Origin of the sequence: Brevibacterium sp. R8603A2, from assembly GCF_023072605.1 — a bacterium.
Lineage (GTDB): Bacteria > Actinomycetota > Actinomycetes > Actinomycetales > Brevibacteriaceae > Brevibacterium > Brevibacterium pityocampae.
The window spans coordinates 84,692-110,903 of the sequence record NZ_JALLGN010000007.1; the positions used below are offsets into that span (position 1 = coordinate 84,692).

The 26,212-nt window shown below is 71.8% G+C and carries 19 protein-coding genes, 1 tRNA gene and 1 pseudogene; 13 read left to right on the forward strand and 8 right to left on the reverse strand.

Annotated elements, in window-relative coordinates; genetic code table 11:
• Positions 1 to 9: 9 nt before the first annotated feature.
• Both MTQ12_RS08565 and ccsB read left to right on the forward strand, forming a co-directional pair.
• Entirely contained in the window at positions 10 to 1,584 is a 1,575-nt protein-coding gene (locus MTQ12_RS08565; protein ID WP_247618278.1) for a cytochrome c biogenesis protein ResB, read from the forward strand.
• Between the two features lie 63 nt (positions 1,585 to 1,647).
• Positions 1,648 to 2,805 (forward strand): c-type cytochrome biogenesis protein CcsB, encoded by a 1,158-nt coding sequence (gene ccsB / locus MTQ12_RS08570; RefSeq protein WP_137318017.1) that lies wholly within the window; start codon positions 1,648 to 1,650, stop codon positions 2,803 to 2,805.
• A gap of 408 nt (positions 2,806 to 3,213) precedes the next feature.
• On the opposite strand, the gene MTQ12_RS08575 is transcribed toward ccsB, so the two are convergent.
• On the reverse strand, positions 3,214 to 3,675 hold the full coding sequence (locus MTQ12_RS08575) for a PLD nuclease N-terminal domain-containing protein (RefSeq protein ID WP_247618279.1): 462 nt from the start codon (positions 3,673 to 3,675) through the stop codon (positions 3,214 to 3,216).
• A gap of 51 nt (positions 3,676 to 3,726) precedes the next feature.
• On the opposite strand from MTQ12_RS08575, the gene MTQ12_RS08580 reads away from it, so the two are divergent.
• On the forward strand, positions 3,727 to 4,257 hold the full coding sequence (locus MTQ12_RS08580; RefSeq protein WP_137318016.1) for a DUF4229 domain-containing protein: 531 nt from the start codon (positions 3,727 to 3,729) through the stop codon (positions 4,255 to 4,257).
• Here the strand turns inward: MTQ12_RS08580 and MTQ12_RS08585 are convergent.
• From MTQ12_RS08585 to MTQ12_RS08595, 3 genes are all read right to left on the reverse strand, one after another.
• A complete protein-coding gene (locus tag MTQ12_RS08585) occupies positions 4,225 to 5,160 on the reverse strand; it encodes a 1,4-dihydroxy-2-naphthoate polyprenyltransferase (RefSeq protein ID WP_247618280.1) in 936 nt (311 codons plus the stop codon). The two genes, MTQ12_RS08580 and MTQ12_RS08585, sit on opposite strands and share 33 nt — an antisense overlap.
• A gap of 232 nt (positions 5,161 to 5,392) precedes the next feature.
• Positions 5,393 to 6,721: an AMP-binding protein gene (locus MTQ12_RS08590; RefSeq protein ID WP_247618281.1), complete on the reverse strand. Its 1,329-nt coding sequence runs from the start codon at positions 6,719 to 6,721 to the stop codon at positions 5,393 to 5,395.
• Between the two features lie 167 nt (positions 6,722 to 6,888).
• Positions 6,889 to 7,818 (reverse strand): 1,4-dihydroxy-2-naphthoyl-CoA synthase, encoded by a 930-nt coding sequence (locus tag MTQ12_RS08595; RefSeq protein ID WP_137318014.1) that lies wholly within the window; start codon positions 7,816 to 7,818, stop codon positions 6,889 to 6,891.
• 70 nt (positions 7,819 to 7,888) lie between these two features.
• Here MTQ12_RS08595 and MTQ12_RS08600 point away from each other — a divergent pair, with 70 nt between their 5' ends.
• On the forward strand, positions 7,889 to 9,034 hold the full coding sequence (locus MTQ12_RS08600; protein WP_247618282.1) for an o-succinylbenzoate synthase: 1,146 nt from the start codon (positions 7,889 to 7,891) through the stop codon (positions 9,032 to 9,034).
• Here the strand turns inward: MTQ12_RS08600 and MTQ12_RS08605 are convergent.
• Positions 8,943 to 10,592: an alpha/beta hydrolase family protein gene (locus tag MTQ12_RS08605; RefSeq protein WP_247618283.1), complete on the reverse strand. Its 1,650-nt coding sequence runs from the start codon at positions 10,590 to 10,592 to the stop codon at positions 8,943 to 8,945. The genes MTQ12_RS08600 and MTQ12_RS08605 overlap by 92 nt on opposite strands.
• A 271-nt stretch (positions 10,593 to 10,863) precedes the next feature.
• Here MTQ12_RS08605 and MTQ12_RS08610 point away from each other — a divergent pair, with 271 nt between their 5' ends.
• Positions 10,864 to 12,582 carry a thiamine pyrophosphate-binding protein gene (locus MTQ12_RS08610; protein WP_247618284.1) on the forward strand — a complete coding sequence of 573 codons (1,719 nt, stop codon included), beginning with the start codon at positions 10,864 to 10,866 and terminating at the stop codon, positions 12,580 to 12,582.
• Positions 12,583 to 12,592: 10 nt separating this feature from the next.
• Here the strand turns inward: MTQ12_RS08610 and MTQ12_RS08615 are convergent, their stop codons facing one another.
• Complete coding sequence (locus MTQ12_RS08615; protein WP_247618285.1) at positions 12,593 to 14,050, reverse strand: isochorismate synthase; 1,458 nt, start codon at positions 14,048 to 14,050, stop codon at positions 12,593 to 12,595.
• Positions 14,051 to 14,131: 81 nt separating this feature from the next.
• Between MTQ12_RS08615 and MTQ12_RS08620 the strand changes: the two are divergent.
• The 3 genes and pseudogenes from MTQ12_RS08620 to MTQ12_RS08630 form a co-directional block, all read left to right on the forward strand.
• Positions 14,132 to 14,821 (forward strand): annotated as a pseudogene (locus MTQ12_RS08620) (demethylmenaquinone methyltransferase); the annotation flags it as partial.
• A gap of 197 nt (positions 14,822 to 15,018) precedes the next feature.
• Positions 15,019 to 16,326 carry a geranylgeranyl reductase family protein gene (locus MTQ12_RS08625; protein WP_137318010.1) on the forward strand — a complete coding sequence of 436 codons (1,308 nt, stop codon included), beginning with the start codon at positions 15,019 to 15,021 and terminating at the stop codon, positions 16,324 to 16,326.
• A 74-nt stretch (positions 16,327 to 16,400) separates the two neighbouring features.
• Complete coding sequence (locus tag MTQ12_RS08630) at positions 16,401 to 17,462, forward strand: polyprenyl synthetase family protein (RefSeq protein ID WP_247618286.1); 1,062 nt, start codon at positions 16,401 to 16,403, stop codon at positions 17,460 to 17,462.
• 261 nt (positions 17,463 to 17,723) lie between these two features.
• Here the strand turns inward: MTQ12_RS08630 and rarD are convergent, their stop codons facing one another.
• Positions 17,724 to 18,647, reverse strand: a complete 924-nt coding sequence (rarD, locus tag MTQ12_RS08635; RefSeq protein ID WP_247618287.1) for an EamA family transporter RarD — start codon at positions 18,645 to 18,647, stop codon at positions 17,724 to 17,726.
• 123 nt (positions 18,648 to 18,770) lie between these two features.
• Between rarD and MTQ12_RS08640 the strand changes: the two genes are divergently transcribed.
• Positions 18,771 to 20,177 carry an FAD-dependent oxidoreductase gene (locus MTQ12_RS08640; protein ID WP_137318009.1) on the forward strand — a complete coding sequence of 469 codons (1,407 nt, stop codon included), beginning with the start codon at positions 18,771 to 18,773 and terminating at the stop codon, positions 20,175 to 20,177.
• A gap of 109 nt (positions 20,178 to 20,286) precedes the next feature.
• On the opposite strand, the gene MTQ12_RS08645 is transcribed toward MTQ12_RS08640, so the two are convergent.
• On the reverse strand, positions 20,287 to 20,778 hold the full coding sequence (locus tag MTQ12_RS08645; protein ID WP_247618288.1) for a YajQ family cyclic di-GMP-binding protein: 492 nt from the start codon (positions 20,776 to 20,778) through the stop codon (positions 20,287 to 20,289).
• 125 nt (positions 20,779 to 20,903) lie between these two features.
• Here MTQ12_RS08645 and MTQ12_RS08650 point away from each other — a divergent pair.
• The 4 genes from MTQ12_RS08650 to MTQ12_RS08665 all read left to right on the forward strand — a co-directional run bounded on the left by MTQ12_RS08650 (position 20,904) and on the right by MTQ12_RS08665 (position 26,208).
• Positions 20,904 to 20,985: transfer RNA gene (locus tag MTQ12_RS08650), tRNA-Tyr, on the forward strand.
• 182 nt (positions 20,986 to 21,167) lie between these two features.
• Complete coding sequence (gene glsA, locus MTQ12_RS08655; RefSeq protein ID WP_247618289.1) at positions 21,168 to 22,961, forward strand: glutaminase A; 1,794 nt, start codon at positions 21,168 to 21,170, stop codon at positions 22,959 to 22,961.
• Positions 22,958 to 23,755: a glycerophosphodiester phosphodiesterase family protein gene (locus MTQ12_RS08660; RefSeq protein WP_137318006.1), complete on the forward strand. Its 798-nt coding sequence runs from the start codon at positions 22,958 to 22,960 to the stop codon at positions 23,753 to 23,755. The genes glsA and MTQ12_RS08660 overlap by 4 nt, the downstream gene beginning before the upstream one ends.
• Before the next feature lie 143 nt (positions 23,756 to 23,898).
• Positions 23,899 to 26,208 carry a hypothetical protein gene (locus MTQ12_RS08665; protein WP_247618290.1) on the forward strand — a complete coding sequence of 770 codons (2,310 nt, stop codon included), beginning with the start codon at positions 23,899 to 23,901 and terminating at the stop codon, positions 26,206 to 26,208.
• Positions 26,209 to 26,212 lie beyond the last annotated feature (4 nt).

Sequence of the window (26,212 nt, forward strand, 5' to 3'; positions counted from 1 at the left end):
AACGCGCCCGTGACGCGCACGAACGAGACGGCCGACCGGCAGGGATCCGGGTCCGCTGCGAAGAAGTCCGGCGCCAAGGCCGCGCCGGCGGACATCGGCACGATCGGGATGCTGCGCTGGGCCTGGCGCCAGCTCACCACCATGCGGGTGGCGCTCATCCTCCTCCTCATCCTCGCGCTCGCCGCGATTCCCGGATCCCTGTTCCCGCAGCGCATCCAGGATCCGGGCCGAGTGACGCGCTTCATCGAGGAGAACGGCCGCTGGGGGGAGATCCTCGACAGCCTCCAGGTCTTCGACGTCTATTCCTCGTTCTGGTTCTCCGCCGTCTACATCCTGCTCATGATCTCGCTCGTGGGCTGCATCCTGCCGCGCACCGCGCAGCACTGGAGGGCGATGCGCGCCCGGCCGCCCAAGGCCCCGCGCCGGCTGACCCGGATGCCGGGCTACGCGACCTTCCCACTCGGCGACGACGACCCCGCGGACCTCCTCGACCTCGCCGAGGAGCGGCTGCGCAAGCACGGCTACCGGACCGCCCGCAACGCCGACCACATCGCCGCCGAGCGCGGCTATCTCAAGGAGACCGGCAACCTCGTCTTCCACGCCGCGGTGCTCGGCACCGTCATCACCATGGCGGTCGGCGCGCTGCTCGGCTACTCCGGCCAGCGGGTGCTCGTCGAGGGCGACACCTTCACGAACTCGCTCGTGTCCTACGACTCGTTCGAGCGCGGCACGTACTTCGACGCCGACCGGCTCGACGACTACCGGCTGCGGCTCAACTCCTTCACCTCGACCTTCGACGACGAGGCGATCGGCAACCAGTTCGGCCAGCCGCGCAGCTTCGAGGCGGACATCACCGCGTTCCACGACGGCGCGGAGACCCAGCACCGGGTGCGGGTCAACGAGCCGATCCGGATCGACGGCAGCCGCATCTACCTCACCGGCAACGGCTATGCCCCCGTCCTGACCACCCGCGACGCCGACGGCGACGTGACCTTCTCCGGGCCCGTCGTGTTCCTCCCGCAGGACGGCGTGTACACCTCGCGCGGGGTGCTCAAAGTGCCCGATGCTTCCCCGGAGCAGCTGGGCTTCGTCGGCATCCTGCTCCCCACCGCCGCGCTCAACGACGACGGGGAGCTCGTGTCCGAGTTCGCGGAGCTGCGGAACCCGTACCTGGTGATGAGCGCCTACGCCGGCGACCTCGGGCTCGACGACGGGGTGCCGCAGTCGGTGTACGAGCTCGAGGCGGAGAACATGGCCGAGGTGATCGACCCCGCGGGCGTCCCGGTCACCCTCCAGCTCGCCCCGGGGGAGACCACCGATCTCCCCGGCGGCCACGGGAGCGTGACCTTCGAGGGCGTGCAGACCTTCATCGCCCTCGACATCCGCCACGACCCCACGCAGGGGCTCCTGCTCCTCTTCTCCACCCTGCTGCTCGCCGGCCTCGGGCTCTCGCTCTTCATCCCCCGCCGCCGCGTGTGGGTGCGGGTGAACGGGGCCGAGGTCGAGGTCGCCGCGCTCGCCCGCGGCGAGGACCCCAGGGTGGAGCAGACCGTGGAGGACCTCGCAGTAGAATTGAACGACTGACCGCCGGAACCGCCGGGCGCTCCGTCAGCGGAGCGCCGCCAACCTCGTAGGGGATACGCACCCATGGATGTCGATTACGAACTCGCCAGCTGGTCGAACCTGCTGACCTATTCGGCGATGGCGGTGTACGCGATCGCGTTCATCGTCTACGCCTTCGACCTGTTCGGCGGGCAGCGGCTCCGCTCCACCGAGGCGGCCTCCGGCGACCGGAAGGCGACGGCGAGCGCGCGCGGGGCCGGGGCGGCAGATCGATCGGGTGCGCGGGCGGATGCCCGGACGAGCGCACGCAGCGGGGTGCGGCGCACCTCGCGCGGGGCATCCGTCGCCGTCCTCGACGAGGCCGACACGACGACCGCGGAGGCCCCGGCCTCCGGCGGCCCGGCGGGCGGCGCCGGTTCCGGTGGCCGCGGCGGCGTGAAGGGGCGCGCGAGCGGCGGCGATGCGGCGGAGGCGCTCGACCTCGGCCCGCGCTCGCGGAAGCTCGCGCGCATCGCGACCTCGCTCACCGTGCTCGCACTCGTGCTCCACGTGGGTGCGGTGCTCACGCGCGCGCTGTCGGTCATGCGGGTGCCGTGGGGCAACATGATGGAGTACGCGATGACCGCCGCGGCCATCGCCGGCATCGTCTACCTCGTGGCGCTGCGGTTCCGCGACATGCGCTACCTGGGCACCTTCGTCACCGGCGCGATCCTCGTCACCCTGGGTGTGTGCATCACCGTGTTCTACACCCCGGCCGCCCAGCTCGTGCCGGCGCTGCAGAACTACTGGATCTACATCCACGTGCCGATCGCGATCCTCTCCACCGCGCTGCTGTCGGTCTCTGCGGCACTGGCGCTGTTCCAGATCTGCAAGGCCTGGTCGGAGTCGCGCGGCTCGTCGCGCCGTCTGGCGTTCATGGACCGGGTGCCGAGCAGCGGCGACATCGAGCAGGTGTCCTACCGGATCGCCGCGGTCGGCTTCATCACCTGGACCTTCACCCTCATCGCCGGTGCGATCTGGGCCGAGCTCGCCTGGGGCCGGCCGTGGGGCTGGGACTCCAAGGAGATCTGGACCTTCGTCGTCTGGGTCATCTACGCCGCCTACCTCCACGCCCGGGCGACCCGCGGTTGGGGTCCGACGAAGGTCGCCGTCCTCAACCTCATCGGCATGGCCTCGCTCGTGTTCAACTTCGCGATCGTCAACGTCTACTTCGACGGCCTCCACTCCTACTCCGGCATCTGAGCACTCAGTTCACGAAGCTTGAGCACTCAATTCACGAAGGTTCCTGAGAGCGAAACCGCAAGATTCTGCGATCTCACGGCGGGTGAGGAGGGCGGACCCTCCGGCGGAGTTCGGCCCCACCGCAGCGGAGTCCGAACCCTCCGGCGGAGCCCGGCCCCACCGCAACGAACTGCGCGGTATCCGAAACCAGGCGCGCAATTGCGCGCGTGAATCCGGATACTCCGCGGTTGGACGAAGCCCTGCCAGTGCGTGGTCGGGATCGGGGCGAAGTCGCGGGTCGATAGGGCGCCGCAGGCACGGTGACTGTCCCCGCAACGAACTGCGCGGTATCCGAAACCAGGCGCGCAATTGCGCGCATGATTCGGGATACCGCGCAGTCGGGTGAAGTGCTGCTTGCTGCTCCGGAGCTCAGCTGCCGGGCTTGGGATCCTGACCGTCACCGGGCGCGGGACCGGTGGCACCGCTGTTCGGGCCGTTGTCCGGGTCGGCGTCCGTGCTCTGCTCCTCGGTCCGCTTATCGCTCCGGCCCGCGGCCGAGGTGCCGTGCTTCTCCGCACGGGCGCGCTCCTCGGCCTCGGCGCGGTGCCGGCGGCGACGCTTCTCCGCCTCGACATCGTCGGCGATCCGGCGCAGGAACTCGGGATCGTCGTCGGGGGCGACCGGGCCGGACTCCGCGCGCGGCTTGAACGAGGACCGTCCGAACACGTACCAGAGGACGACGCCGAACACCGGCACGAGCAGGATGACGAGCGCCCAGGCCCACTTGGGCATGATCCGGATGTGCTCGCGGTCGCGCAGCAGACAGTCGAACACCCCGTAGAGGGTGATGGCGGTCAACAGGACGATCGCTCCGACGAGGATTCTGGGCATGCCATCCAGCGTAATCGACCGACCTGGGAAGCCACTAAACTCGGAGGCATCATGCAGAACATCGTCGTGTACTCCCTCCTCCGCCTCGTCCTCCTCGCCGCCACCGTGGGCATCGTGTGGTGGATCGCCGGGATCTCGCTGCTGAGCACGCTCGCGGCGATCATCATCGCCACCCTGCTGAGCATCCTGCTGCTCGGCGGAGCACGGCGGAAGGCCACGTCGACGATGGAGAGCTGGGACGGCGAGCGGAAGCAGCGCCGGGCCGCCCGCCGCAGCGCCGTCGCCCCGGATTCCGACGAATCCGTCGAGGACGCCGCGCTCGAGGACATCTCCGGTCACGTGGGCGCACCGAGCGAGGCGGCCGAGGCGCGCGCCGAGCAGGATGCGCAGGTCGAGGAGGGTGGATCGGATCGCTCCGCTGCCGAGGGTCACGTCGCAGATCATCCCGCGGCCGACCGTCCGGAGACGAACCCTGCTGCTGCCGGCCGCCCGGTCACCGATCTGCCTGTCTCCGGCCAGCCCGGCACCGATCGCCCGGCAACCGACCCGTCAGAGAGCGAGGCCGAGCGCGAGGAGCGCTGAGTACGTCAGGGCCGTGAGCCCGGTGTTCTTGATCGGCGGGATGAGCGCGGTGCCCTGGGATCCGCTGAGCACCGTCTGCAGCGGGCCGATCGCGAGCACGAGCGAGAGCGCGGCGAGGACCGCCGCCGGGTGGCCGGACAGGATCGGCACGAGGAGCAGCAGGTACGGGACAGCGACGAGCAGGGTGTAGGCCGCCCGCGCCCGCTGATCGCCGAGCAGCACCGCGAGCGTCGTCTTGCCGGCCTCGGAGTCGGTGGGGATGTCGCGGAGGTTGTTCACCATGAGCACGGCGCACGAGAACAGGCCGATCGCCACCGCTCCCGCCCATGCGGCCGGGGGCAGCTGCTGGATCATGACGTAGGTGGTGCCGAGCGTGGCGACGAGCCCGAAGAAGATGAAGACGAACACCTCTCCGAGCGCGTAGTAGCCATAGGGGTGGCCGCCGCCGGTGTAGAACCACGCGGCGAGCACCGCGAGGATCCCCACCGGGACGAACCACCAGGACTGCGACACGAGGACGAGCACGATGCCGGCGAGCGCGGCGACTCCGAAGGAGATGAACGCCGCCCGCTTGACGGCTCCGGGCGGGACCGCGCCCGAGGCGGTGAGCCGCTGCGGGCCCACCCGGACGTCGTCGGTGCCGCGGATCCCGTCGGAGTAGTCGTTGGCGAAGTTCGAGCCGATCTGCAGGCCGAGGGAGACGATGACGGCGAGCAGCGCCCGGAACAGCAGGGTGCCGATCCCGAGCTCGGGCCGGTCGGCCGGATCCACGGAGCCGATGATGAGCGAGGAGAACCCGCCGATCGCCCCGAATGCGGCGCCGGTGCCGATTAGCACCGGTGCGATCGCGAGCGGCAGGGTGCGCAGCCGCGCGCCTTCCGCCCACTGGGCGATGGTGGCCATCGCACCTCTTTCCTCACAGCTGACGAAAACCGACGTCCTCATGGTACCGACGTGCAGGTGAGGGACCTCGGGCGGGTGGGTTTCAGCTTGATAACCATTGACCCGCGCATGTGCTCCCCGGCCGATCGCCGTCGACCTGCCGGTTCCGATCGACGACACGCCGGGCGCGCGTGCAGGAGCGGCAGGTCGACGGTCGGGAGGTGACCGCTGGTGCCGGTCGACCGTGGATCGCTCAGTTGGGGCCAAGGAGCTCGCCGGCGAGGCGACGGGCCGCGGCACGATCCGGCTTGCCGATCGAACGCACCGGCAGACTGTCGACCGCGTACACATGGCGCGGCAGCGCATGACGGGGGAGGGCGCCCGCCGCGAGGTCGCGCACCTGCTCGGTGAGCTGTTCCGCCGCCGAGGCGCCCGCCCCGGACACGGTTCCCGTGCCGGGCCCCGGCATGGCCTCGGGAGCCGTCCCGGCATCCACCCCGGTCCCAACACCTCCCGTTCTGCGGTCACCGCTCCTGGCACCGGCGGCCGGGCTCAGCAGCGCGACGAGCGCTTCGCCCCACTCCGGGTCCGGGACGGAGGTGACGAGCACCTCGGCGATGCCGTGCGGCTCGAGCAGGGCGAGCAGGGTGTTCTCCACCGCGTGCGGGGAGACGTTCTCCCCGCCGGTGATGATGACGTCGTCGGCGCGGCCGAGGATCTCGAGGACGCCCGCGTCGAGTCGGCCGAGGTCGCTCGTGAGGAAGGACCGGGCGCCGGTCGCGGTGTGCCCGAACCCGGTGCCCGAATCCGGCAGAGCGATGAGCCGCAGCCCGTGGTCGGAGTCCTCGACCCGCAGGTATCCGTCGGCGACGACGGGGCCGGCGAGCGCGACCCGCCCGTCCTCGATCGTCACGGCGACCTCGTCGAAGGGGTGCCCGTCGTACACGCAGCCACCGCAGGTCTCGCTCATCCCGTAGGTCCGCACGATCCGCAGCCCGGCGGCCTGCGCGGCGGTGAGCAGCGCAGGCGAGATCGCCGAGCCGCCGAGCAGGATCGCGTCGAAGGCGCGGGCGGCGGCCTGCGCGCGCGGGTCGGCCATGATCCGCACGAGCTGGGTGGGGACGAGCGAGGTGTAGAGCGGGGTGCGCGCCGCGGGGCTCCTGCGCGCGCCGGATTCCTCGCTTCCCGCAGCGTCTTCGGCCCGCACCGTCATCCGGCCGACATCGGCGGCGAACGCCTCGGCGGTGAACCGTCCCTGCGCCACCACCGGCTCGGTGCCGGCGAGGATCGAGCGCAGGAGCACCTGCACCCCGGCGATGTGGTTGTCCGGCAGCGTGAGGTACCAGCGACCGGGCCCGGCGAGGAACCGCTCGGTCGCCCGGGCCGAGGCGGTGAGGGCCGCCGCGGAGAGCGCCACGGCCTTGGGAGCGCCTGTGGAGCCGGAGGTGAAGAGCACGAGCGCGGGGTGCTCGCGCCCGGTGCCGGCGGGATCGAAGCTCGCCGGATCGACGACGCGGAGCTCTCCGCCGCGGTCACGGGGGAGGACGACGGCGACCTCGCCGGCGAGGGCACGCCGGAGCACGGCCAGGGTGGCCTGCGGCGAGGGTGCGTTCCGCTCAGCAGATGCGTCCGCCGCCGGCCCCGTGCTGGCCGGCCCCGCGTCCGCTGCCGGCACCGCGCTCGCTGTTCCCGTGCTCCGAGCCTCGGCTGCGTCCGGGGCCCCGGCTCCGCTCAACCCGCCCACCGGGCTCAGTAGTACCAGGGGTAGGGCGACCAGTCGGGGTCGCGCTTCTCGAGGAAGGCGTCGCGGCCCTCGACGGCCTCGTCGGTCATGTAGCCCAGGCGGGTCGCCTCGCCGGCGAACACCTGCTGGCCGACGAGCCCGTCGTCGACGAGGTTGAACGCGAACTTGAGCATGCGCTGCGCATTGGGCGACTTGCCGAGGATCTCGCGCGCCATGGTCAGGGCCGCGGTCTCGAGCTCGGCGTGGTCGACGACCTCGTTGACCGCCCCCATGTCCGCCATGTCCTGCGCGGAGTAGGTGCGGCCGAGGAAGAAGATCTCTCGCGCCTTCTTCTGCCCCACCATCTTCGCGAGATAGGCGGAGCCGTAGCCGGCGTCGTAGGATCCGACGTCCGCATCGGTCTGCTTGAAGCGCGCGTGCTCGCGGGAGGCGATCGTCATGTCGCACACGACGTGGAGGCTGTGGCCGCCGCCGGCCGCCCAGCCGGGCACGACCGCGATGACGACCTTGGGCATCATCCGGATGAGCCGCTGCACCTCGAGGATGTGGAGGCGGCCGGCGCGCGCCGGGTCGACGGTCTCCGCGGTGTCGCCGCTCGCGTACTGGTACCCGGAGCGGCCGCGGATCCGCTGGTCCCCGCCGGAGCAGAACGCCCAGCCGCCGTCCTTGGGGCTGGGCCCGTTGCCGGTGAGGAGCACGCAGCCGACGTCCGGGGTCTGGCGCGCGTGGTCGAGCGCGCGGTAGAGCTCGTCGACGGTGTGCGGTCGGAAGGCGTTGCGCACCTCGGGCCGGTCGAAGGCGATCCGGACGCATCCCAGATCGCTGCCGTCGGGGTCGAGGGCGCGGTGGTAGGTGATGTCCGTGAAGTCGAATCCGGACACCTCCCGCCAGGCGCTCGGGTCGAAGATCTCGGACACGGTGCTGGTCTCGGTCATGGGCCCCAGCATATCGGCGGCTCGCCGGGCCGTGAGACAGTGTCCCACCGGTGCGCCCTAGCATGGGGGCATGACCACACGCGACGGCAGCGCTGGACACCCCGGTCGAAGTGTGGGGGATTCGGCGATCGGTGGTGGTGCTGTTGCCACCACTCGAAGCCGAAAGTCCCACACTCCGGGGGCGAACATCGCCTTCGCCGCGCTGCCCGCGGACCCGCGCGAGGTGTTCTCCCGGATCGCCGTCGTGTCCCTGCCGATGGTCACCCGCTTCCGCGGCATCACCACCCGTGAGGCGATGCTCGTCGAGGGCCCGGCCGGCTGGGCGGAGTTCTCCCCGTTCGTGGAGTACGCGGTGCCCGAGGCGTCCCGCTGGCTCGCCGCCGCCCTCGAGCACGCCTGCACCGAGCCGCCGCCCCCGCAGGTCGACGCGGTGCCCGTCAACGGCACGATCCCCGCCTGCCCACCGGGATCCGTCGCCGAGGTCGCCGCCCGCTACTCCGGTGTCTGCACCTTCAAGATCAAGGTCGCCGAGCACGGCCTCGACTCGCTGGCCGAGGACTGTGCCCGCATCGAGGCGCTGCGCACCGCGGCTCCCGGAGCGCAGGTGCGCCTCGACGCCAACGGCCGCTACACCGTGGCCGAGGCGCGCACCGCGCTGCGGACGTTCTCCCGGTTCGAGCTCGACTACATCGAGCAGCCGGTGATGGACGTCGAGGACCTGGCCCGGGTCCGCGCGGACGTGGACCGCGCGGGCCTGGGGATCCGGATCGCTGCGGACGAATCGATCCGCAAGGCCTCGGATCCGCTGCGGGTCGCCGCGCTCGGCGCCGCCGACGTCATCATCGTCAAGGTCCAGCCGCTCGGCGGCGTGCGCGCCGCGCTCAACGTCATCGGGGCCTCGGGGCTGCCGGCGGTGGTGTCGTCGGCGCTCGACACCTCGGTGGGGCTGAGCGCCGGAATCGCGCTCGCCGCGAGCCTGCCCGCGAGCGCCCGGCCGGGAGAGGGCATCCCCGCGTGCGGGCTGGGAACGAGCGCCCTGTTCCGCTCCGACGTCGCGGACCCGCCGCTGCGCGCCGCGGGCGGGGTGCTGCCGGTCGGCCGGGTGACGCCCGCGGAGGAGCGGCTCAGCGCGCTCGCCGCGGCTCCGGACCGGGTGCGCTGGTGGACGGATCGGCTGCAGCGCTGCTGGGACCACCTGCGGACCTCTCCGCACTGACCGGACCCGAGAACGCCTCCGCGCCGGAGCGCGAGCCCGTGCCCATGCCGGAGCCCGTACCGGCTGCCGCATCGGCGCCCATCGCGTCCTCGGGCGAGTCCAGCGGGGTGATGCTCACCGTGGTGAGTGCGTCCTGGCCCCAGGTGCGGAAGTGGCGGGTGCGCTTGCCGGGGACGATCGGGTCGTGGAGCGCGCCGGCCATCCGGCCGGTGAGCTCGAGGCGCCCGTCCGCGTCGGCGGCGAGATCGTAGACGTTCTCCGCCAGCGGCGAGGAGATCGCGATCCGGTAGCGCTGCCCGGGGTGGTAGAGCGCCGGCGTGCGCACGCGGAAGGTGCCCGCGCCGTTGAGCGTGAAGGACGCCGGGGTGACCTCGGCGAAGGTGACGAGCTGGGCGCGCCGCCGCGAGATCGCCACATCCCAGCCGTGCACGGCGAACACCGGCTCCCCGGTGACGTAGGTGAAGGCCGCGCCGTCGTGCACGCCCCGCGCGCCCGCAGCCACCGGCTGCTCGTCGCGCAGCCCCGGCAGCCCGCCGCCTGCCGCCGAGGTGCCCCGCCGGCTGGGATCGTCGAGCGCGGCGAGCCATTCGGCGAGCTCCCGCTGCCAGGCGAACCAGTTGTGGAGGCCGGTGGCGCGCGGCGACCAGGTGTGGTCGATCCCGAGCTCGGTGAGGCGCTCGTGGAACTTCAGCCCGTGCTGGTTGACCGTCGCCTCGAGGACGTCGACGTGATCCTCGTCCTCGTCGTCCGCATGCGGAGTGCCGGAGCCGGCGGTGAACCACAGGTCGGTGCCGGCGAGGTTGGGCGCCAGGCTCATCGGCGAGTTCGCCTGCCATTCGGCGAGATCCCGCTTGGGGTCGCCGAACAGCGACTTCGCGGCCCCTCCTTCGCGCAGCGCGATGATGTCGAACAGCGGCACCGCGGAGAGCGGGTCGAGCGGGGAGGAGAACGCGGCGGCCGCGCAGTAGCGGTCGGGGTGCTGAGCGGCGTACTTCATCGCCCCGTACCCGCCCATCGACAGGCCGGCGAGCAGCGCCCCGGAGCGCTCCGGGTTCACCGAGTAGCGGTCGGCGATGAAGGCGGGCAGCTCCGCGGTGTGGAAGGTCGGCCAGTCGAGGGTGGTCTCTGTGCGCTCGCCGCCGCCGATCGTGTGGCGGGAGTACGAGGCGGCGCCGGCATCGGGCATGACGACGAGGTACGGGCTGTCCGCCGTGAGCTGCTCGGCGGCGCCGAGGTCGGTCCACGACCGGAAGTCGTCCCCGCCGCCGTGGAACAGGTAGATGACGTCGGCGACCTCGCTCGGCCGGCCGGGCAGGAGCACGCGCACGCCCACGGTGCGCCCGAGCGCCGGAGAGTAGACGAAGAACTCGCGCAGCCGGGCCGACAGCTTGCGCTTCTCCCGCACATGGAAGGTCGCCGTCGCCTCGCCCGTGGGCTCGGGTCCGAGGAAGCTCAGGGTCTGGTTGCGGCCGGGGAATTCCCCGGCGCGGGTGCGGGCAGCGGTGAGTACCCGCACGAAGCGGGCGCCGACGGAGAGCATGAGGGAGCGGGAGTTCATGGAGGATCCTCGGGGTGGAACGTGGGGTTCTGAGTTCGGGGTTCTGAGTTCTGCCGGTCGGAGGGTGCGGGGCGGCGCACGGCCGGCAGATGCGCGGCCGACCAAGCGCGCGGTCCGCGCGCTTCGGGCGGGAGTCGGGGGAATCGGAGGGCGGACATGGACGCGGGGTTGCGAATATACCTCCCGAAGGTGAACGGACCACCCGGGGAATCCGGAGAGCTCGCTCGGAATCCACCGCATGATCGCTGCACCCCATGATTGAATCGAGGCGATGAACACCTCCACCGCGACCGCCCGCGCCCTCGTCTCCGCCCTGCTCGCCGCCGGGGTGCGCGATGTCGTCGTCTCCCCGGGCTCGCGGTCCGCCCCGCTCACCTACGCCGTCGCCGAGGCGACCGCCGCCGGGCTCCTCGACGTCCGGGTGCGCATCGACGAGCGCGAGGCCGGCTTCCTCGCCCTCGGCATCGCCAAGGGCCGGCGGGCCGCCGGGACCGAGCGGCCGGTGGCCGTGGTGACGACCTCCGGCAGCGCCGTCGCCAACCTCCACCCCGCCGTGCTCGAGGCGTCCTACGGCTGCCTCCCGCTGCTCGCCCTCACCGCCGACCGGCCCGCCCGCCTCCGCGCCACCGGCGCCAACCAGACGATCGACGACCAGTCGCTCGTACTCAGCGACGTGCGCGAGCGCTTCGACCTCACCGCCGGCCCGGATGCCGCGGCGCTCGCCGCGGACGTCGCGGCCACCGCAGTGCGGCTGAGCATGGGCGAGGGATTCGCCGGGGGCCGCCCGCCCGGCCCCGTCCAGCTCAACGTCCAGTTCGACGTGCCGCTGGTCCCGGACGCCGCGGATCCGGACGCCTGGTGGGGATCGAAGGCGCGCCTCGAGCGCGAGCCGGTGCCGCTCGACTCCGCCTTCGTCCGCACGGTCCTGCCCGCGCTCGCCGGTGAGGTCGCGGCGCTCGGCGGGGATGCCTTCGGGCTGTCGGCGGAGCGCCTCGGCGGGCTCCTCGCGGAGTTCCGGGTGCCGGTGCTCGCCGAACCGTCCTCCCCGCTCCTGCGCTCGCCGCACCTCGTCACGGATCACACGCGCGTCCTCGATGCCCGCGGCGACCTCGCCGAGCGCATCACCGATCTCATCGTGCTCGGCAAGCCGACGCTGTCCCGCCAGGACCAGCGGCTCCTCAGCCGCCCCGGGCTGCGGGTGCACCGCGTGCAGCCCGACCTCGACCAGGTGGCCGGAGAGGAATGGCAGGCCGCGCTCGCCCAGGCCCTGCCCGAGGTGCCCACCGGCCGCGACGCCTGGACCGCCGCCTGGCTCGACGCGGCACGCACGGTCCAGCCCGATGAGCATTCCGCCCCGCCGGCGACCCGGGGCGGCACACCGCACGCAGACCTCGACGACGACCCTGCCCACCTGGACGATCCCGCCCACCTGGACGACCCTGCCCACCTCGACGGCTCGGCCCCGCTCACCGGCGAGGCCGCCGCCGCGGCGGTCGCAGGTGCCCCGGGCACGGTGTACATCGGGAGCTCGAACGCGGTGCGCTACCTCGACCGGGTGCTGGCCCCCGGAGCGCCGGTGGAGGTGTTCGCCTCCCGTGGGCTCGCGGGGATCGACGGGCTCGTCTCCACCGCGATCGGCTTCGCCGCCGGCAGCGGACGCCCGGTGCGGCTGCTGCTCGGCGACGTGTCGCTCCTCCACGGCATCGGCGGTCTGCTCCGCGAGGCCGAGGAGCCGCTGCCACCGGTGCAGATCTTCGTCCTCAACGACGACGGGGGCGCGATCTTCGCCGGCCTCGAGCACGGCCGGCCGCACCTCGCCGCGCACTTCCCGCGCTTCTTCGCCACCGCGCACGGCCGGACCTTCGCCGAGCTCGCCCGCGGCTACGGGTGGCCCTACGCGGTGTGCCGGACGACCGCGGAGGTCGGCGCGGCCGCGGCGACCGGCGAGCCGGGGGTCTACGAGATCCCGATCGTCCCGGTGCTGGGCTGAGCCGACGCCCTCAGTGCTCGACCCCGAGCGCGCGCTTCATCGGGGCGAGCTTCGCCTCGGTCTCGGCGAGCTCGGAGGCCGGGTCGGAATCGGGCATGATCCCGGCGCCGGCGAACAGCCGGATCCGGTTCGGCGCCTCGAGCTGACCGCAGCGCAGCGCGATCCCGAACTGGCCGTTGCCGCGCTCGTCGATCCAGCCCACGGGCCCGGCGAAGCGGCCCCGGTCTGCGCCCTCGAGCTCTTCGATGACCTCGAGCGCCCGGTCCTTGGGGAAGCCGCCGACCGCCGCGGTCGGGTGGACCGCCCGGGCGACCTCGAGCGCGGTCGGGCAGCCGTTCTCGCCCCGGCGCAGCGTGCCGTGGGCGTCGGAGGCGAGGTGGATGACGGTGGCGAGCTGGAGCAGATGGGGCTCGGCGTCGACGTGGAGGTCCTCGCTCACCGTCGACAGGCTCGCGGCGAGCGAATCGATCGCGAAGGCGTGCTCGCTCGAGTCCTTCGCGGAGCCCAGCTGGGCGCGGGCGGCGGCGATCTCCTCAGCCGGATCGCCCTGCACCTGATAGGTGCCGGCGAGCACCCGGGAGGTCACCTGCCCGTCGGTGACGCCGATGAGGAGCTCCGGCGTGGCGCCCACGAGCCCGGCGACGTCGAACGTCCAGCAGGTCGGGTAGGCGGAGTTGAGGCGGCCGAGCACGGCGCGCACATCGATCTCCTCGTCGGTCTCGACGACCTCGTCGCGCGCGAGCACGACCTTGCCGAGCGGCTCCCCGGCCGCGGGCCCGGCTCCGGCGGACGTGCCGCCCCCGGTCGAGGCGCCCGCCCCGGCCGGTGTGCCCGGTGCGCCGTCCGCTCCCGCCTCGGCTCCGGCTCCCGTGCCCGCCTCGGCGCGGAGGCGCTCGACGGCCCGGGCGACGATCTCGACGTAGTCCTCCGGGGTGACATGGCCCGGCCGGGTCCGCGGAGCGCGCGGGGGAGCGAGCGGCGTGTGGGAGAGCGCGAGGCCGCCGGCGTCCTCGGGATCCCCGGGCGTGGTCACGGCGGTCAGCCACACCCGGCCGTCGCGGCGGCCCATGACGAAGCGCGGGATGTCGATGACCGAGGCGGTCGCCGAGTGTGCGGAGAAGGCGAGCGCGGCGAACCCGATGAGCCCGGAGCCCGGCAGCCCGACCTCGTTGTCGACCTCGGCCGCGGCGGCGATCTCCTGCCAGGCCGCGGACAGCGCATCGAAGCGGTCCGGCCCGGCGGCGCGCAGGCGCAGCGCCCGGCCGATCCCCACGAGACCCGCGGTGCCGCGCACCCAGCAGCTGAAGCCCGATGGCGGGAGCTGGGCGAGGAACTCCTGGGGGCTCGCCGGCAGGCCCTGCACGAACGGTCGGGGAGCCTGCGGGCTCACGCCGTCGATGAACCACGAGCGCACCGCGAACCCGGGTGCCGGGGCCGGCATGCCGGCGGTGACGTCGAAGGTCTTCATCGCCCTCGATCCTAACCGGGACGCCGATCGGCCGGGACGCCGATTGGCGCGCGGGTGCGCTCCCTTGAGACCATGGGACGCATGACTCGCGCGCGGCTCGACAAGCAGAAGACCGATATGGCGTCGATGTTCGACGGCGTCGCTCGGCGCTACGACATCACCAACGATGCGATGACCTTCGGTCTCGCCCGACTGTGGCGCCGGGAGATCACGAAGTCCGTGGACCCGCGGCCCGGCGACCGGATCCTCGACCTCGCCGCCGGCACCGGGGTGTCCTCGGTGCCGCTCCAGCGCGCCGGCGCCCAGGTGGTCGCCGGGGACATCTCGGAGGGGATGCTCGACGTCGGCCGGCAGAAGCACCCGGAGATCGAGTTCGTCTACGCCGACGCCACGGACCTGCCGTTCGACGACGATTCCTTCGACGCCGTGACGATCACCTACGGCCTGCGCAATGTGCAGAACCCGGAGCTCGCCCTCCACGAGATGCTCCGGGTCCTCAAGCCCGGTGGCCGCCTCGTCATCGCCGAGTTCTCCACCCTCGAGTCCGCGCCGCTGCACACCGTGTACTCGGAATACATCATGGCCGCGCTGCCGGCGATCGCCCGCGCCGTGAGCTCGAACCCCGACGCCTACGTCTACCTCGCCGAGAGCATCCGCGAGTGGCCCGACCAGGTGACGCTGGCCCATCTCATCCGCGACGCCGGCTTCGACCAGGTGAAGTACCGCAACCTCACCGGCGGGATCGTCGCCGTCCACCACGCGCTCAAGCCGCAGGCCGGGGCCGAGGCGCCCGCCGCACCGTCCGCTGCCCGCAGCGACTCCGACGGATCCCGCGCCGACGCCGGCGATACCGGCCCCCGGAGCGGTTCCGACGACGCCCCTGCCCGCGACAGCGCCTCCGACGGCGACCACGACGTCGAGGTCCGGCTCGCAGTAGAGGCCGCGGACGCCCGCCCGGAGCCGGGTGCATGACCACCACCATCGACGCCGACGTCATCGTCGTCGGCGCCGGACCGGCTGGCTCGACGGCCGCGGCGCACCTCGCCCGCGCCGGGCTCGAGGTCGTCGTCCTCGAGAAGTCGTCCTTCCCGCGCGACAAGGTGTGCGGCGACGCCCTGACCCCGCGCGCCGTCCAGGAGCTCGATCACCTGGGATTCGCGACCCCGGAGGCGTCCGGCTGGCACCGCAACCGGGGGCTGCGGCTGATCGGCGGCGGCCACCGGCTCGAGATCGACTGGCCCGAGGTCCAGGGAGTCCCGTCCTACGGGCTCACCCGCGCCCGCTCCCGCCTCGACGAGGAGCTCGCCCGCCACGCCCAGGCCTGCGGCGCGCGTCTGTTCGAGCAGGTCCACGCCTCGGAGCCGGTGTTCGGCGCCGACGGCTGGGTGCGCGGGATCAAGGCGACCGGGACTGACCACCGCGGTCGCAAGGTCGGGCCCGAGGCGCTGTTCCGGGCGCCCACCGTGATCGCCGCCGACGGGGTGTCCGCGCGGATGGCGATCGCGCTCGGCATCGAGAAGCGCGACGACCGGCCGATCGGCGTGGCCGTGCGCACCTACCACTCCTCCCCGCGGCACTCCGAGGCCTACCTCGAGAGCTGGCTCGAGCTGCGCGCCCGCACCGATGCCGGTGCGCTCGGCGAGCCGATGCCCGGCTACGGCTGGCTGTTCCCCATGGGCGACGGCACCGTCAACGTGGGCCTCGGCATCCTCGACACCTCGCCCCAGTTCGGGAAGGTCGACTACCGGGCGGTGCTCCGCGACTGGATCGCCGCGATGGGCGAGGAGTGGTCGATCGGGGAGGAGACGCGGCTCGAGCCCGTGCGCAGCGCCGCCCTGCCGATGGCCTTCAACCGCACCCCGCACCTCAAGCAGGGCGTGCTGCTCGTCGGGGACGCCGCCGGGATGGTCAACCCGTTCAACGGGGAGGGCATCGACTACGCGATGCTCAGCTCCCGGCTCGCCGCCGAGGTCGTCGCCACCTACGCCCGGTACCCGGAGCGGATCCGGCGGGAGAAGCTCGCGGAGTACCCGGCGCTCGTGCGCGGACACCTCGGGAGCTATTTCACGCTCGGCCGGGTGTTCGCCGCGCTCATCGGCAGGCCCGAGATCATGGCGCTGGGGATCAAGTACGGTATGAGTGTCGACACCCTGATGCGTTTCGTCGTCAAGCTCTTGGCCAATCTGTATCAGGACTCGGCGGTGCGCGAGCGCGATCTGTACGATCGCCTCATCACCGCTCTGACGACCGTGGTCCCCGCGACCAGCAATGACTGAGCAGCGAAGCGATGACTGAGCGCCGCGCCCCACAGCGCGCGGCGCCCGAGCCCCTGAGGACGATTGAAGAGGACATGACGAACGCCGCCGAGACCTCGCCCACCCCGGTGGAGCACGGCACGCGCGAGGCGCGGCCGCTGACCCCGGCGGCGTTCGTGCAGGCCGACTCCGCGCTCGCGGAGCGGCTGGCGGACCGACTGGTGCGGATCGAATCGCTCCTCGACGCGGTCGTCGAGCAGGCGAGCGCGCTGCCCGACGAGGCCTGCCACCACCTGCTGCGCGCCGGCGGCAAGCGGGTGCGCCCGCTGCTCGTGCTGCTCGCCGCGGAGTTCGGGGAGTCCGACCGGGTCGACGTCGACCGGGCCGCGGCCGCCGTCGAGCTCATCCATCTCGCCACCCTCTACCACGACGACGTCATGGACGATGCGCCGATGCGCCGCGGGGCGCCCGCCGCCCACACGGTGTGGGGCAACAGCGTCGCGATCCTCACCGGCGACCTGCTGTTCGCCCGTGCCTCCCTGCTGACCTCGCAGATGGGGACGGCCGCGGTGCGGCTGCAGGCGGAGACCTTCGAGCGCCTCGTGCTCGGCCAGCTCCACGAGTTCACCGGGCCCGCCGACGGCATCGACCCGATCGACCACTACCTCGAGGTGCTCGGCGACAAGACCGGGTCCCTCATCGCGGCCGCCGGCGAGTTCGGGCTGCGCTACTCCGACGCCCCGGGCGAGCTCATCGCCCCGCTGCGGGAGTACGGGGAGAAGGTCGGGGTGGCGTTCCAGCTCGCCGACGACCTCATCGACCTCGTGTCCGACGGTGCGAAGTCCGGCAAGACTCCGGGCACCGACCTGCGCGAGGGCGTGGCGACCCTGCCCGTCCTCTACGTCCGGCAGGACGCCCGGGCCGGTGACGCCGCCGCCCGTGAGGTCGTCGCGCTGCTCGAGGAGGACCTGGGCTCGGACGCCGCGCTCGAGCGCGCCCGGCAGGCCCTCGTCGCGCACCCTGCCACTGCCCGGGCCCGGCGCGCCGCCGAGGCGTGGGCCGAGGATGCCGTGGCCGCGCTCGCCCCGGTGCCCGACGGCGAGGTCAAGGACGGGCTCGTCGAGTTCGCCCGCTCCGCCGTCACCCGCGCCGCCTGATCCCGCAGGGGTGCACCCGGCCCTGCGCTTCACTCGGCTCTGCTTTCCCAGGTCGATCCAGTGCGGTTACCCTCGGGTATCCGCACTGAGGTGACCGCGGAACGCCCGCGACCACACTGGAGTGTCCCCGGAACGCCCGAGGCCCCTGCCGTCGCGCCTGTCCGCCGACCCGGCGCCTGATCCCGGCCCGCGCTTCAGCCGGCTCTGCGCCTCAGCCGGCCTGCGCTTCAGCCGGCTCCGCGCCTCAGCCGGCTCCGCGCTTCAGCGGCGGGGGCGGCGGCGGGAGGCGCGGACCATGTCCACGGTGAGGATCGCGACCGCGGACCAGATGATGAAGAAGCCGATCCAGCGGGCGGTCGACATCTCCTCCCCGAGCACGGTGACGCCGAGGATGAACTGCATCGTCGGGGTGATGTACTGCATCATCCCCACCCAGGACAGCGGCACCCGGCGGGTCGCCGCCCCGAACAGGATGAGCGGGATCGCGGTCACCGGCCCGAGCGAGAGCATGATGAGCGTGTGGCCCATCCCCTCGGTGCCGAAGTGCGAGTTCCCGCTGAGCACGAACCAGGCGATGGCGGCGAGCGCGAACGGGGTGAGCACGGTGGACTCGACGGTGAGCCCCTCGAGCGCGCCGACCCGCCCACCGACCTTGTTCTTGATGAGTCCGTAGAGGCCGAAGGAGAACGACACGAGCAGCGCCAGCCATGGCACCTGGCCGTAGCCCACCGCGATGACGACGACGGCGATCGTGCCCACGGCCATCGCGACCCACTGGAGCGGTCGGAGCTTCTCGCCGAGGAACACCACACCGAGGAACACGGTGACGAGCGGATTGAAGAAGTAGCCGAGCGAGATCTCGATGACGCGCTCGAGCTGCACGCCGAGCAGGAACCCGAACCAGTTGATCGCGACGACGAAGCTCGCCAGCGCCAGCGTCCAGAACACGCCGCGGTTCCGGAACGCCGTGAGGACCCGGCCGTAGCCGCGGGCGGCGGTGAGGAGGAGGACGCAGGTGACGAGCGACCACACGATCCGGTGGGCGAGGATCTCGACCGGGCCGGCCGGCTGGGCGGCGGCGAAGATCAGCGGCATCCCGCCCCAGAACAGGTACCCCGAGAGTCCGAGGATGAGGCCCGCTCTGCGCCGTGCGGACTCGTCGTCCGGGATCTCTGGGTCATTCACATCGGCAGTCTAGTGACTATCTGCACAGTGTGCTGTGACTTCGGTGATTTCGGACACTTCGGTTCGCCCCGATTCCGCGCCCTCACTAGACTGGGTGGCTGACCGAAACGAAAGGTTGTGAGAATGACACGTCCCCTCCGGGTGGCCATCATCGGCGCAGGTCCAGCAGGGATCTACGCGGCCGACCTCCTCACCAAGGCCGAACGGGACTTCGACGTCAGCATCGATCTCTTCGAACGGCTCCCGGCCCCCTTCGGACTCGTGCGCTACGGCGTGGCACCCGACCACCCGCGCATCAAAGGCATCATCAACGCACTCATCAAGGTCCTCGACCGCGGCGACATCCGGCTGTTCGCGAACGTCGAGTACGGCACGGACATCACGCGCGAGGAGCTCCAGCGCCACTACGACGCGGTGATCTTCTCGACCGGGTGCTTCATCGACGCCAAGCTCGACATCCCGGGCGTCGACCTCGACCGGTCCTACGGGGCGGCGGACTTCGTCAACTGGTACGACGCGCACCCCGACGTGCCGCAGACCTGGCCGCTCGATGCCGAGCGCGTCGCGGTGATCGGCAACGGCAACGTCGCCCTCGACGTCGCGCGCGTGCTCGCCAAGCAGGCCGACGACATGCTCAGCACCGAGATCCCGGACCACGTGTACGAAGGTCTCAAGCAGTCGCGGGTCACCGATGTCCACGTGTTCGGCCGGCGCGGTCCCGCGCAGGCGAAGTTCACGCCGCTCGAGCTCCGCGAGCTCGGTCACGTCAAGGACGTCGACATCATCGTGTACCCGGAGGACTTCGAGTTCGACGAGGCCTCGATGGCGACGATCCATTCGAACAATCAGGTCAAGCAGGTGACGAAGACGCTCACCGACTTCACCCTGCGCGAACCCACCGGCGCCCCGCGCCGTCTCCACCTGCACTTCCTCCACGCGCCCGTCGCGGTGCTCGGCGACACGGGCGTGACCGGCCTGCGCACCGAGCGCCAGGAGCTCGACGGCAGCGGCGGCGTGACCGGCACCGGCGAGTTCACCGACTGGCCGATGGACGCCGTCTACCGGGCGGTCGGCTACTTCGGCACCGCCCTGCCCCAGCTGCCGTTCGACGACCGGCGCGGCGTCATCCCCAACCACGAGGGACGGGTCGCGGACACCCTGCGCCAGGCCGACGCCGCCGAGGCCCCCGTGCTGCCCGGCGTCTACGCCACCGGGTGGATCAAGCGCGGGCCCGTCGGCCTCATCGGCCACACCAAGGGCGACGCGCTCGAGACGATCACCCACCTCATCGCCGACCGCGCCGCCGGCGGCCTGCCCGAGCCCGAGGCGCCCACCGAGGACGCGATCATCGAGCTGCTCCGCTCGAAGTCTGTCGACTTCGTCGACTGGGAGGGCTACCACCTCCTCGAGGCGGCGGAGAAGGCGCTCGGCGAGCCCCACGGGCGCGAGCGCATCAAGATCGCCACGCGCGAGGCGATGCTCGCCGAGGCGCGCCGGGCCGTCGTCGCCGCCGACGAGACCGTCGGCTGAGTCGGACTCAGCACCGCACGGCACCGCACCGGAACATGACAGGGCCGGGACGAGGAATCCTCGTCCCGGCCCCGACGGGTCCGAGCCCGCGCCTCGGCGGCGGTCCGGCTCAGCGGTAGTTGGTGAACTGGAGATCGACGTCGAGGTCCTTGCCCTTGAGGAGGGCGATGACGGCCTGGAGGTCGTCGCGCTTCTTCGAGCTCACGCGCAGCTCGTCGCCCTGGATCTGGGCCTTGACGCCCTTGGGCCCCTCGTCGCGGATCGTCTTGGAGATCTTCTTCGCGTTCTCCTGGTCGATGCCCTCCTTGAGGCTCCCCTCGATCCGGAACTCCTTGCCGGAGGGGAACGGCTCGCCGGTGTCGAGCGACTTGAGCGAGATGCCGCGCTTGACGAGCTTCGACTGGAAGACGTCGAGGACGGCCTTGACGCGGTCCTCGCTCACCGCCTTCATGAGGACCTTCTCGCCGGACCACTCGATCGAGGCCTCGGTGCCCTTGAAGTCGTAGCGGGAACCGATCTCCTTGGCCGCCTGGTTGAGCGCGTTGTCGGCCTCCTGCCGGTCCACCTTGGACACGATGTCGAACGATGAATCACTGGCCATTGCTGCTCCTCGCGATGGGGGATGTCGGTCGACGGCCAGTCTAGTGGGCGCGGTTTGGCGTTTTCCGGGAGGGCCTAGTATTCTTCCATAGGTGCTCGGCGAGGAATCGGCGGGCGCGCAGCATTGGCAGGTTGCCCGAGCGGCCAAAGGGATCTGACTGTAAATCAGACGGCTTCGCCTTCATAGGTTCGAATCCTATACCTGCCACAGCTCGGACGGCCCCGGCCCGGTGGAGACACCGGACCGGGGCCGACGTCGTCCGCCGCCGAGGGGCGGCCCGGCCCCCTCACCCGCCCGCACGGCCACGCCCGCAGCGCCCCGCTCGCGTGCGGTCCGCGCCCGGCCGGACGCCGACTCGCGCCCGCGCGCGATTCCGATAGTGTGGCCGTATGTACGCACCCATCCAGAGATACCTCGACACCGTCCACGAGAGCCTCCTCGACATCCGCGGCGGGTCCACGAAATCGCCGAACGCCGTGCTCGCCTCCCAGGACCCCAACCTGTGCGGGCTGGCGATGACGACGTCCGACGGCTTCACCTACACGGCCGGCGATGCCGAGGTGCCCTTCGCGATCCAGTCGATCTCGAAGGTCTTCTGCTACGCGATCGCGCTGCAGGACCGGGGCTTCGCCTACATGGACTCGAAGATCGACGTCGAGCCCTCCGGCTCGTCCTTCGCGGACCTGTCCTCGGAGTCCGGCAGCGGCCGGCCGAAGAACGCGCTCATCAACATCGGCGCGATCGCCGCGACCGGCCAGATCCTCCCCGAGCGCGGCAGGACCGTGTTCGACAAGATCCTCACCGTGATGTCCGCGTGCGCCGGCCGCGAGCTCGAGATGGACGAGGACGTCCACTCGCAGGACAGCCAGGGCAGCGCCCACAACCGCGGCCTCACCTGGTTCCTCTCCTCCTGGGGCATCCTCGAGGGCGATCCGAACCCGGCGCACGACGACTACACCAAGCAGTGCGCGATCGCGGTGACCGCCAAGGACCTCTCCGTCATGGCCGCCACGCTGGCCAATCTCGGCGTCAACCCGGTGACCCAGGAGCGGGTGTTCGACACCCGTGTCGTGGAGCGGGTGCTCTCCGTCATGCTCACCTGCGGCATGTACGACGACTCCGGCGACTGGGTGGCGAGCGTCGGCCTGCCCGCCAAGAGCGGCGTGGGCGGCGGCATCATCTCCGTGCTCCCCGGCCAGCTGGGCCTCGCCTCCTTCTCCCCTCCGCTCGACGAGCACGGCTCGAGCGTGCGCGGGCTCGCCGCGCACCGGCAGATCTCGAGCGATCTCGAGCTCCACTTCGTCCGCACCTCGAAGGCCGGGCTGTCGACCATCCGCTCGAACGAGACGATCGACAAGACCCCGTCGACCACCCGTCGCCCCGAGGCCGCTGAGAAGGTGCTCGCCGAGCACGGCCACCAGGCGCACGTCGTCGAGGTCATGGGTGACCTGCTGTTCTCCGGTGCGGAGGTGCTCTCCCGCGAGGCCGCGAAGTTCGGCGACGACACCGAGTGCATCGTCCTCGACCTCAGCCGCGCCGACGACATCGCCGAGGTGTCCGTGCGCCAGCTGTCGCGCATGGCGCGCGCGCTCGACGAGGTCGGGGTCGCCCTCGGCCTCGTCGACCCCGACAACCGGCTCAGCGAGCTCATGGTCCCGGTGGAGATGGACGTCGAGATCTTCGGCTCCCGCAACGAGGCGCTGACCTGGGCGGAGAACCGGATCCTCGAGGAGTACGGCGACGCGGACTGCTTCCCCGACGAGGAGGCCGACCGCCCCACCCTCATCGGCTCGATCGACCCCGAGTTCCGGGAGAAGATCGCCGAGCACCTCGTCGACGAGGAGTACGCCGCCGGCGACGTCATCCGCCGGATCGGGCAGAAGTTCGACGGGATCCGCTTCATCACCTCGGGCACGGTCCACACCCTCTCCCCGGCCGACCGCGGCCGGGAGGTCGTGTCGATCCTCACCGCGGGCATGTCGTTCGGGGAGCTCTCCCTCAACGACCACTTCAAGCAGCCCTTCACCGTCAAGGCCGTGACCGACACGGAGATCAAGCTCCTGCCCAAGGACGCGATCGAGAAGATGATGGAGACCGACCCGATCACGGCCTCGCACCTGTGGCGGGCCATCGCGGTGGAGGGCTACGCGCGGCTCGGCCAGGTGCTCCGGGGCCACAGTTGAGATTCGCCGAGTACCTCCGCGCACAGCGGGTGGCCGCGGCACCGGGCCGGGACGACCGGCCCTGGGTCATCGCCCACCGCGGCTACTCGGGTGCCGCGCCGGAGAACACCCTGGCCGCGGTCGACGCGGCTCGGGCGATCGGCTGCGACTTCATCGAGGTCGACCTCGGGATCAGCGGGGACGGCACCCCGATGGTGCTCCACGACTCGACCCTCAACCGCACGACGACCGCCACCGGCACGATCGCGCAGATGAGCGACGAGCGGATCTCGCTCGCCGATGCCGGGTCCTGGCTGGGGCCCGGTTTCGCCGGCCAGCGGGTGCCGAAGCTGCGGACCCTGCTCGCCGACCTCGCCGAGCACGGCGGCAGGCTCCTCCTCGAATTCAAGGACGACTGGTCCCCGGGGGCGGTGTCCCAGGTCGCCGCGGACATCATCGAGACCGGGATGGCCGACCGGATCATCATCCAGAGCTTCTCCGTGCGCACCCTCGAGGCCGCCCGTGACCTCATCCCCATGGTCCCGCGCTGCCTGCTGCGCCTCATGCCGCGCGACGGCGACGTCGAGCTCGCGCACGCCCTCGAGGTCATCGGCTACAACCCCTCCGAGCGCGGCTTCTTCGCCCGCCGTCAGCTCGCCGAGGAGTTCATGGAGCTCGGCTTCGGGATGTTCGTGTGGACCGTCGACGCGCCTGCGGTGTGGGAGCGGCTGCTGGGCTCGGGGATCTCCGCGATCATCACCAACCACCCGGGACGACTCCAGGGCTACCTCGCCGCCAAGTACGACGCGGTGTGACAGCGGGGCGAGCGCGCGGAACCGTCGGCGGTCGGGACCGGTGACGTCGGCGCACCGACCCGGTGACGCTCTCGCCGCAGCTGTGCCGGAACCGGAACACCCCGGCCCGGCCATGGACCGCCCCGCGTCATAGAGTGCTCAGTATGCTCATCCGACCGCTGTCCTCCGTGGAGCCCGCCCACCGCGGCGCGCGCCGTGCCCCGGTGCTCCGGAGGCTCCTCGTGACGGCTGCGTGCGCCGTCCTCGGGGCCGGATCCGTCATCTCCGCCGTGCCCGTGACGCCGACCGTCGCAGCCCCGGCCCCCACCGCCGAGGCGCCCGCCCCGAGCCGGACACCCGCCCCGGACGAGGGACCCGACGAACAGGCCGCCGGCGCCTCGGATGAGACCGAGCTCGCTGAGTCCGCCCGGCAGTGGTACATCGACGGCTACGTCGAGCGCATGGGGGAGGCCTGGGACGACGGCGAAGTTTTCACCGACAGCGCCACCGCTGCGTTCTGGGACGAGAGGCAGCGCGGGATCGTCGACGATGCGCTCGCCGAGCTCGAATCAGATGTCCCCCCGGTGTACATCGGGCTGATGAATCGCTTCCCGTCCCGCGATCGCACCGGAGAGCAACTCAGTGGGGACACGTCGGAACGGATGCTCGAGGAGATCCTCCTCGCCGACGCCGAAGCGCGTGCCATCGAGACCGCCTACTACGTCCTGTGGAACTCGGATGCTGAGCTCTACACGATGGGATTCTCCGAGGGGGTCCTCACCCGCTCTCTCACGAAGGAGAGGGTCCCCGAGCTCAATGCGGAGGTTCCGGGCCCGGCGATCCACTACGCGATCCGCACCGGGCTCGATCACGCAGAGGACCCCGCTGCGAACGACATCGAGAGGCTGACCTCCGCGGCCCAGGATGTGCGACCCGAGCACGCCGCCGTCGATCGGGTTCCGCTGTTCCCCGTCTTCCACACCATCGTGCTCATCGGGGTGGGCGGACTCCTCGGTGCCGGCTACCTCGTGCTCGGCGGGATGATCCGCTCCGGCGCCGAGGTCCTCGGCTCCCTGCTGTTCGGGCGCCGGGAGAAGCGGCGCGCCCGCGCGGCGGCGGACTCCGTCGAGCAGCTGCGCGACCTCAATCGGATGCGTGACCGCGCTATCGGAGCACGCCTGAGCTTGCGCCGGCGCGAGCCGCTGCCGGGCGATCTCGGCGCGGCCGTCGACCGGCTGCCCGCACCGGGCGACACGACCAACCCGCTCGTATGGACCGCATGGACGGTCCTCGACGACGAGGCGCGCGGGCGCCGTCGTGAGCGGTGTTTCTTCCTCCCGCACCTCGAGGCCCAGGAGCGGCGGACCTGGGACGGCTTCGGCGGCGACATCGAGGTGCCGGTCTCGACCGTCATCGCCCAGGAGCTCGCGGCCGGGGAGGCGCCCGACTTCCTCTCGGACAGGGGAATCGCGCAGGGCCGTCCCTACTGGCAGGACGAGGATTCGCCGTTCGCGCTCAGCGGCTTCGGCGCGTTCGGTCCGCTGAGCACGGCGCTCGCCTCGGCGTCCGAGGGCTGGGAGCCCTCGCCGGGATTGTTCGAGAGCCCGTCCGAGTTCGAGGCGGCGTTGAGCGCGGCCGACGAACAGGATCGTGCCCGGAAGGGTCATCGAACAGGCGGTCGCAAGACGGCTCCGAGGAGCGCACCGGTGCGTCCCTGGCTGCCTGCGTGGATCCACATCACAGCCGTCTCGCTCGTCATCCCGGTTCTCGTCACGGGGCTCGGGTGCCTGTACGAGCAGAATCGGCGTGCGGGCATCGCTTCCGTCGCCTCGCCGGCCCACCTGCCGCTCGTCGCCCTCGAGGGCGAGGTCGACACGACACGGGTCGATGCCGCGGCCCGGGCCGTCGAGGAGGACGGTGTGTACATCGATCCCACCCAGCGGCTCGGGTACGCTCCCGAGGACGAAGAGCGCTTCGCCCGCCTCGTCGCCGAAGCCGAGGACCCGGTCGCCGTCGTGGTGATCGACTTCGAGAGCACCGACGCGTACCGCGGCGGGTCCACAGGCTTCGAGCTCGCACTGCACGACCGGATCCCGGAGGACACCACCCTCGTGATCGCGAGCAGCGGCTTCGTGCAGCTCAGCCGCTACGAGGCGATCCCGCGCTACGACGGCGGGGAGGCCGAGCTCCGTGAACGCACCGCCGACCTGCCGGTGCGCGACGTGGTGAAGGAGTACATCACTGCGCTGCCCGGCATCGGGTGGTCGGAGACGCGGGACCCGGAGACCGAGCACCGGAACTTCTACGACTATCAGGCCGAGGAATACGAACCGGGGCCGTTCCCGGGTACCCCGGAGTACTTCGACCGGGTGCGGACCTCGGTGATCAGCTCCGGCGCCGTCGCGCTCGTCCTGCTCATCATCGGCGGTCTGGTGTTCGGCCGCGCATACCTCGACAACACGAGAAGGAAGTGAGGAT

What these genes read in the sequence shown, in the direction of transcription:
- ccsB (WP_137318017.1), top strand. Translation starts at nt 1,648, where the DNA reads ATGGATGTCGATTACGAACTCGCCAGCTGGTCGAACCTGCTGACCTAT.
- MTQ12_RS08575 (WP_247618279.1), bottom strand. Translation starts at nt 3,675, where the DNA reads ATGCCCAGAATCCTCGTCGGAGCGATCGTCCTGTTGACCGCCATCACC.
- MTQ12_RS08580 (WP_137318016.1), top strand. Translation starts at nt 3,727, where the DNA reads ATGCAGAACATCGTCGTGTACTCCCTCCTCCGCCTCGTCCTCCTCGCC.
- MTQ12_RS08585 (WP_247618280.1), bottom strand. Translation starts at nt 5,160, where the DNA reads ATGGCCACCATCGCCCAGTGGGCGGAAGGCGCGCGGCTGCGCACCCTG.
- MTQ12_RS08595 (WP_137318014.1), bottom strand. Translation starts at nt 7,818, where the DNA reads ATGACCGAGACCAGCACCGTGTCCGAGATCTTCGACCCGAGCGCCTGG.
- MTQ12_RS08600 (WP_247618282.1), top strand. Translation starts at nt 7,889, where the DNA reads ATGACCACACGCGACGGCAGCGCTGGACACCCCGGTCGAAGTGTGGGG.
- MTQ12_RS08605 (WP_247618283.1), bottom strand. Translation starts at nt 10,592, where the DNA reads ATGAACTCCCGCTCCCTCATGCTCTCCGTCGGCGCCCGCTTCGTGCGG.
- MTQ12_RS08610 (WP_247618284.1), top strand. Translation starts at nt 10,864, where the DNA reads ATGAACACCTCCACCGCGACCGCCCGCGCCCTCGTCTCCGCCCTGCTC.
- MTQ12_RS08615 (WP_247618285.1), bottom strand. Translation starts at nt 14,050, where the DNA reads ATGAAGACCTTCGACGTCACCGCCGGCATGCCGGCCCCGGCACCCGGG.
- MTQ12_RS08625 (WP_137318010.1), top strand. Translation starts at nt 15,019, where the DNA reads ATGACCACCACCATCGACGCCGACGTCATCGTCGTCGGCGCCGGACCG.
- MTQ12_RS08630 (WP_247618286.1), top strand. Translation starts at nt 16,401, where the DNA reads ATGACGAACGCCGCCGAGACCTCGCCCACCCCGGTGGAGCACGGCACG.
- MTQ12_RS08640 (WP_137318009.1), top strand. Translation starts at nt 18,771, where the DNA reads ATGACACGTCCCCTCCGGGTGGCCATCATCGGCGCAGGTCCAGCAGGG.
- MTQ12_RS08645 (WP_247618288.1), bottom strand. Translation starts at nt 20,778, where the DNA reads ATGGCCAGTGATTCATCGTTCGACATCGTGTCCAAGGTGGACCGGCAG.
- glsA (WP_247618289.1), top strand. Translation starts at nt 21,168, where the DNA reads ATGTACGCACCCATCCAGAGATACCTCGACACCGTCCACGAGAGCCTC.
- MTQ12_RS08665 (WP_247618290.1), top strand. Translation starts at nt 23,899, where the DNA reads ATGCTCATCCGACCGCTGTCCTCCGTGGAGCCCGCCCACCGCGGCGCG.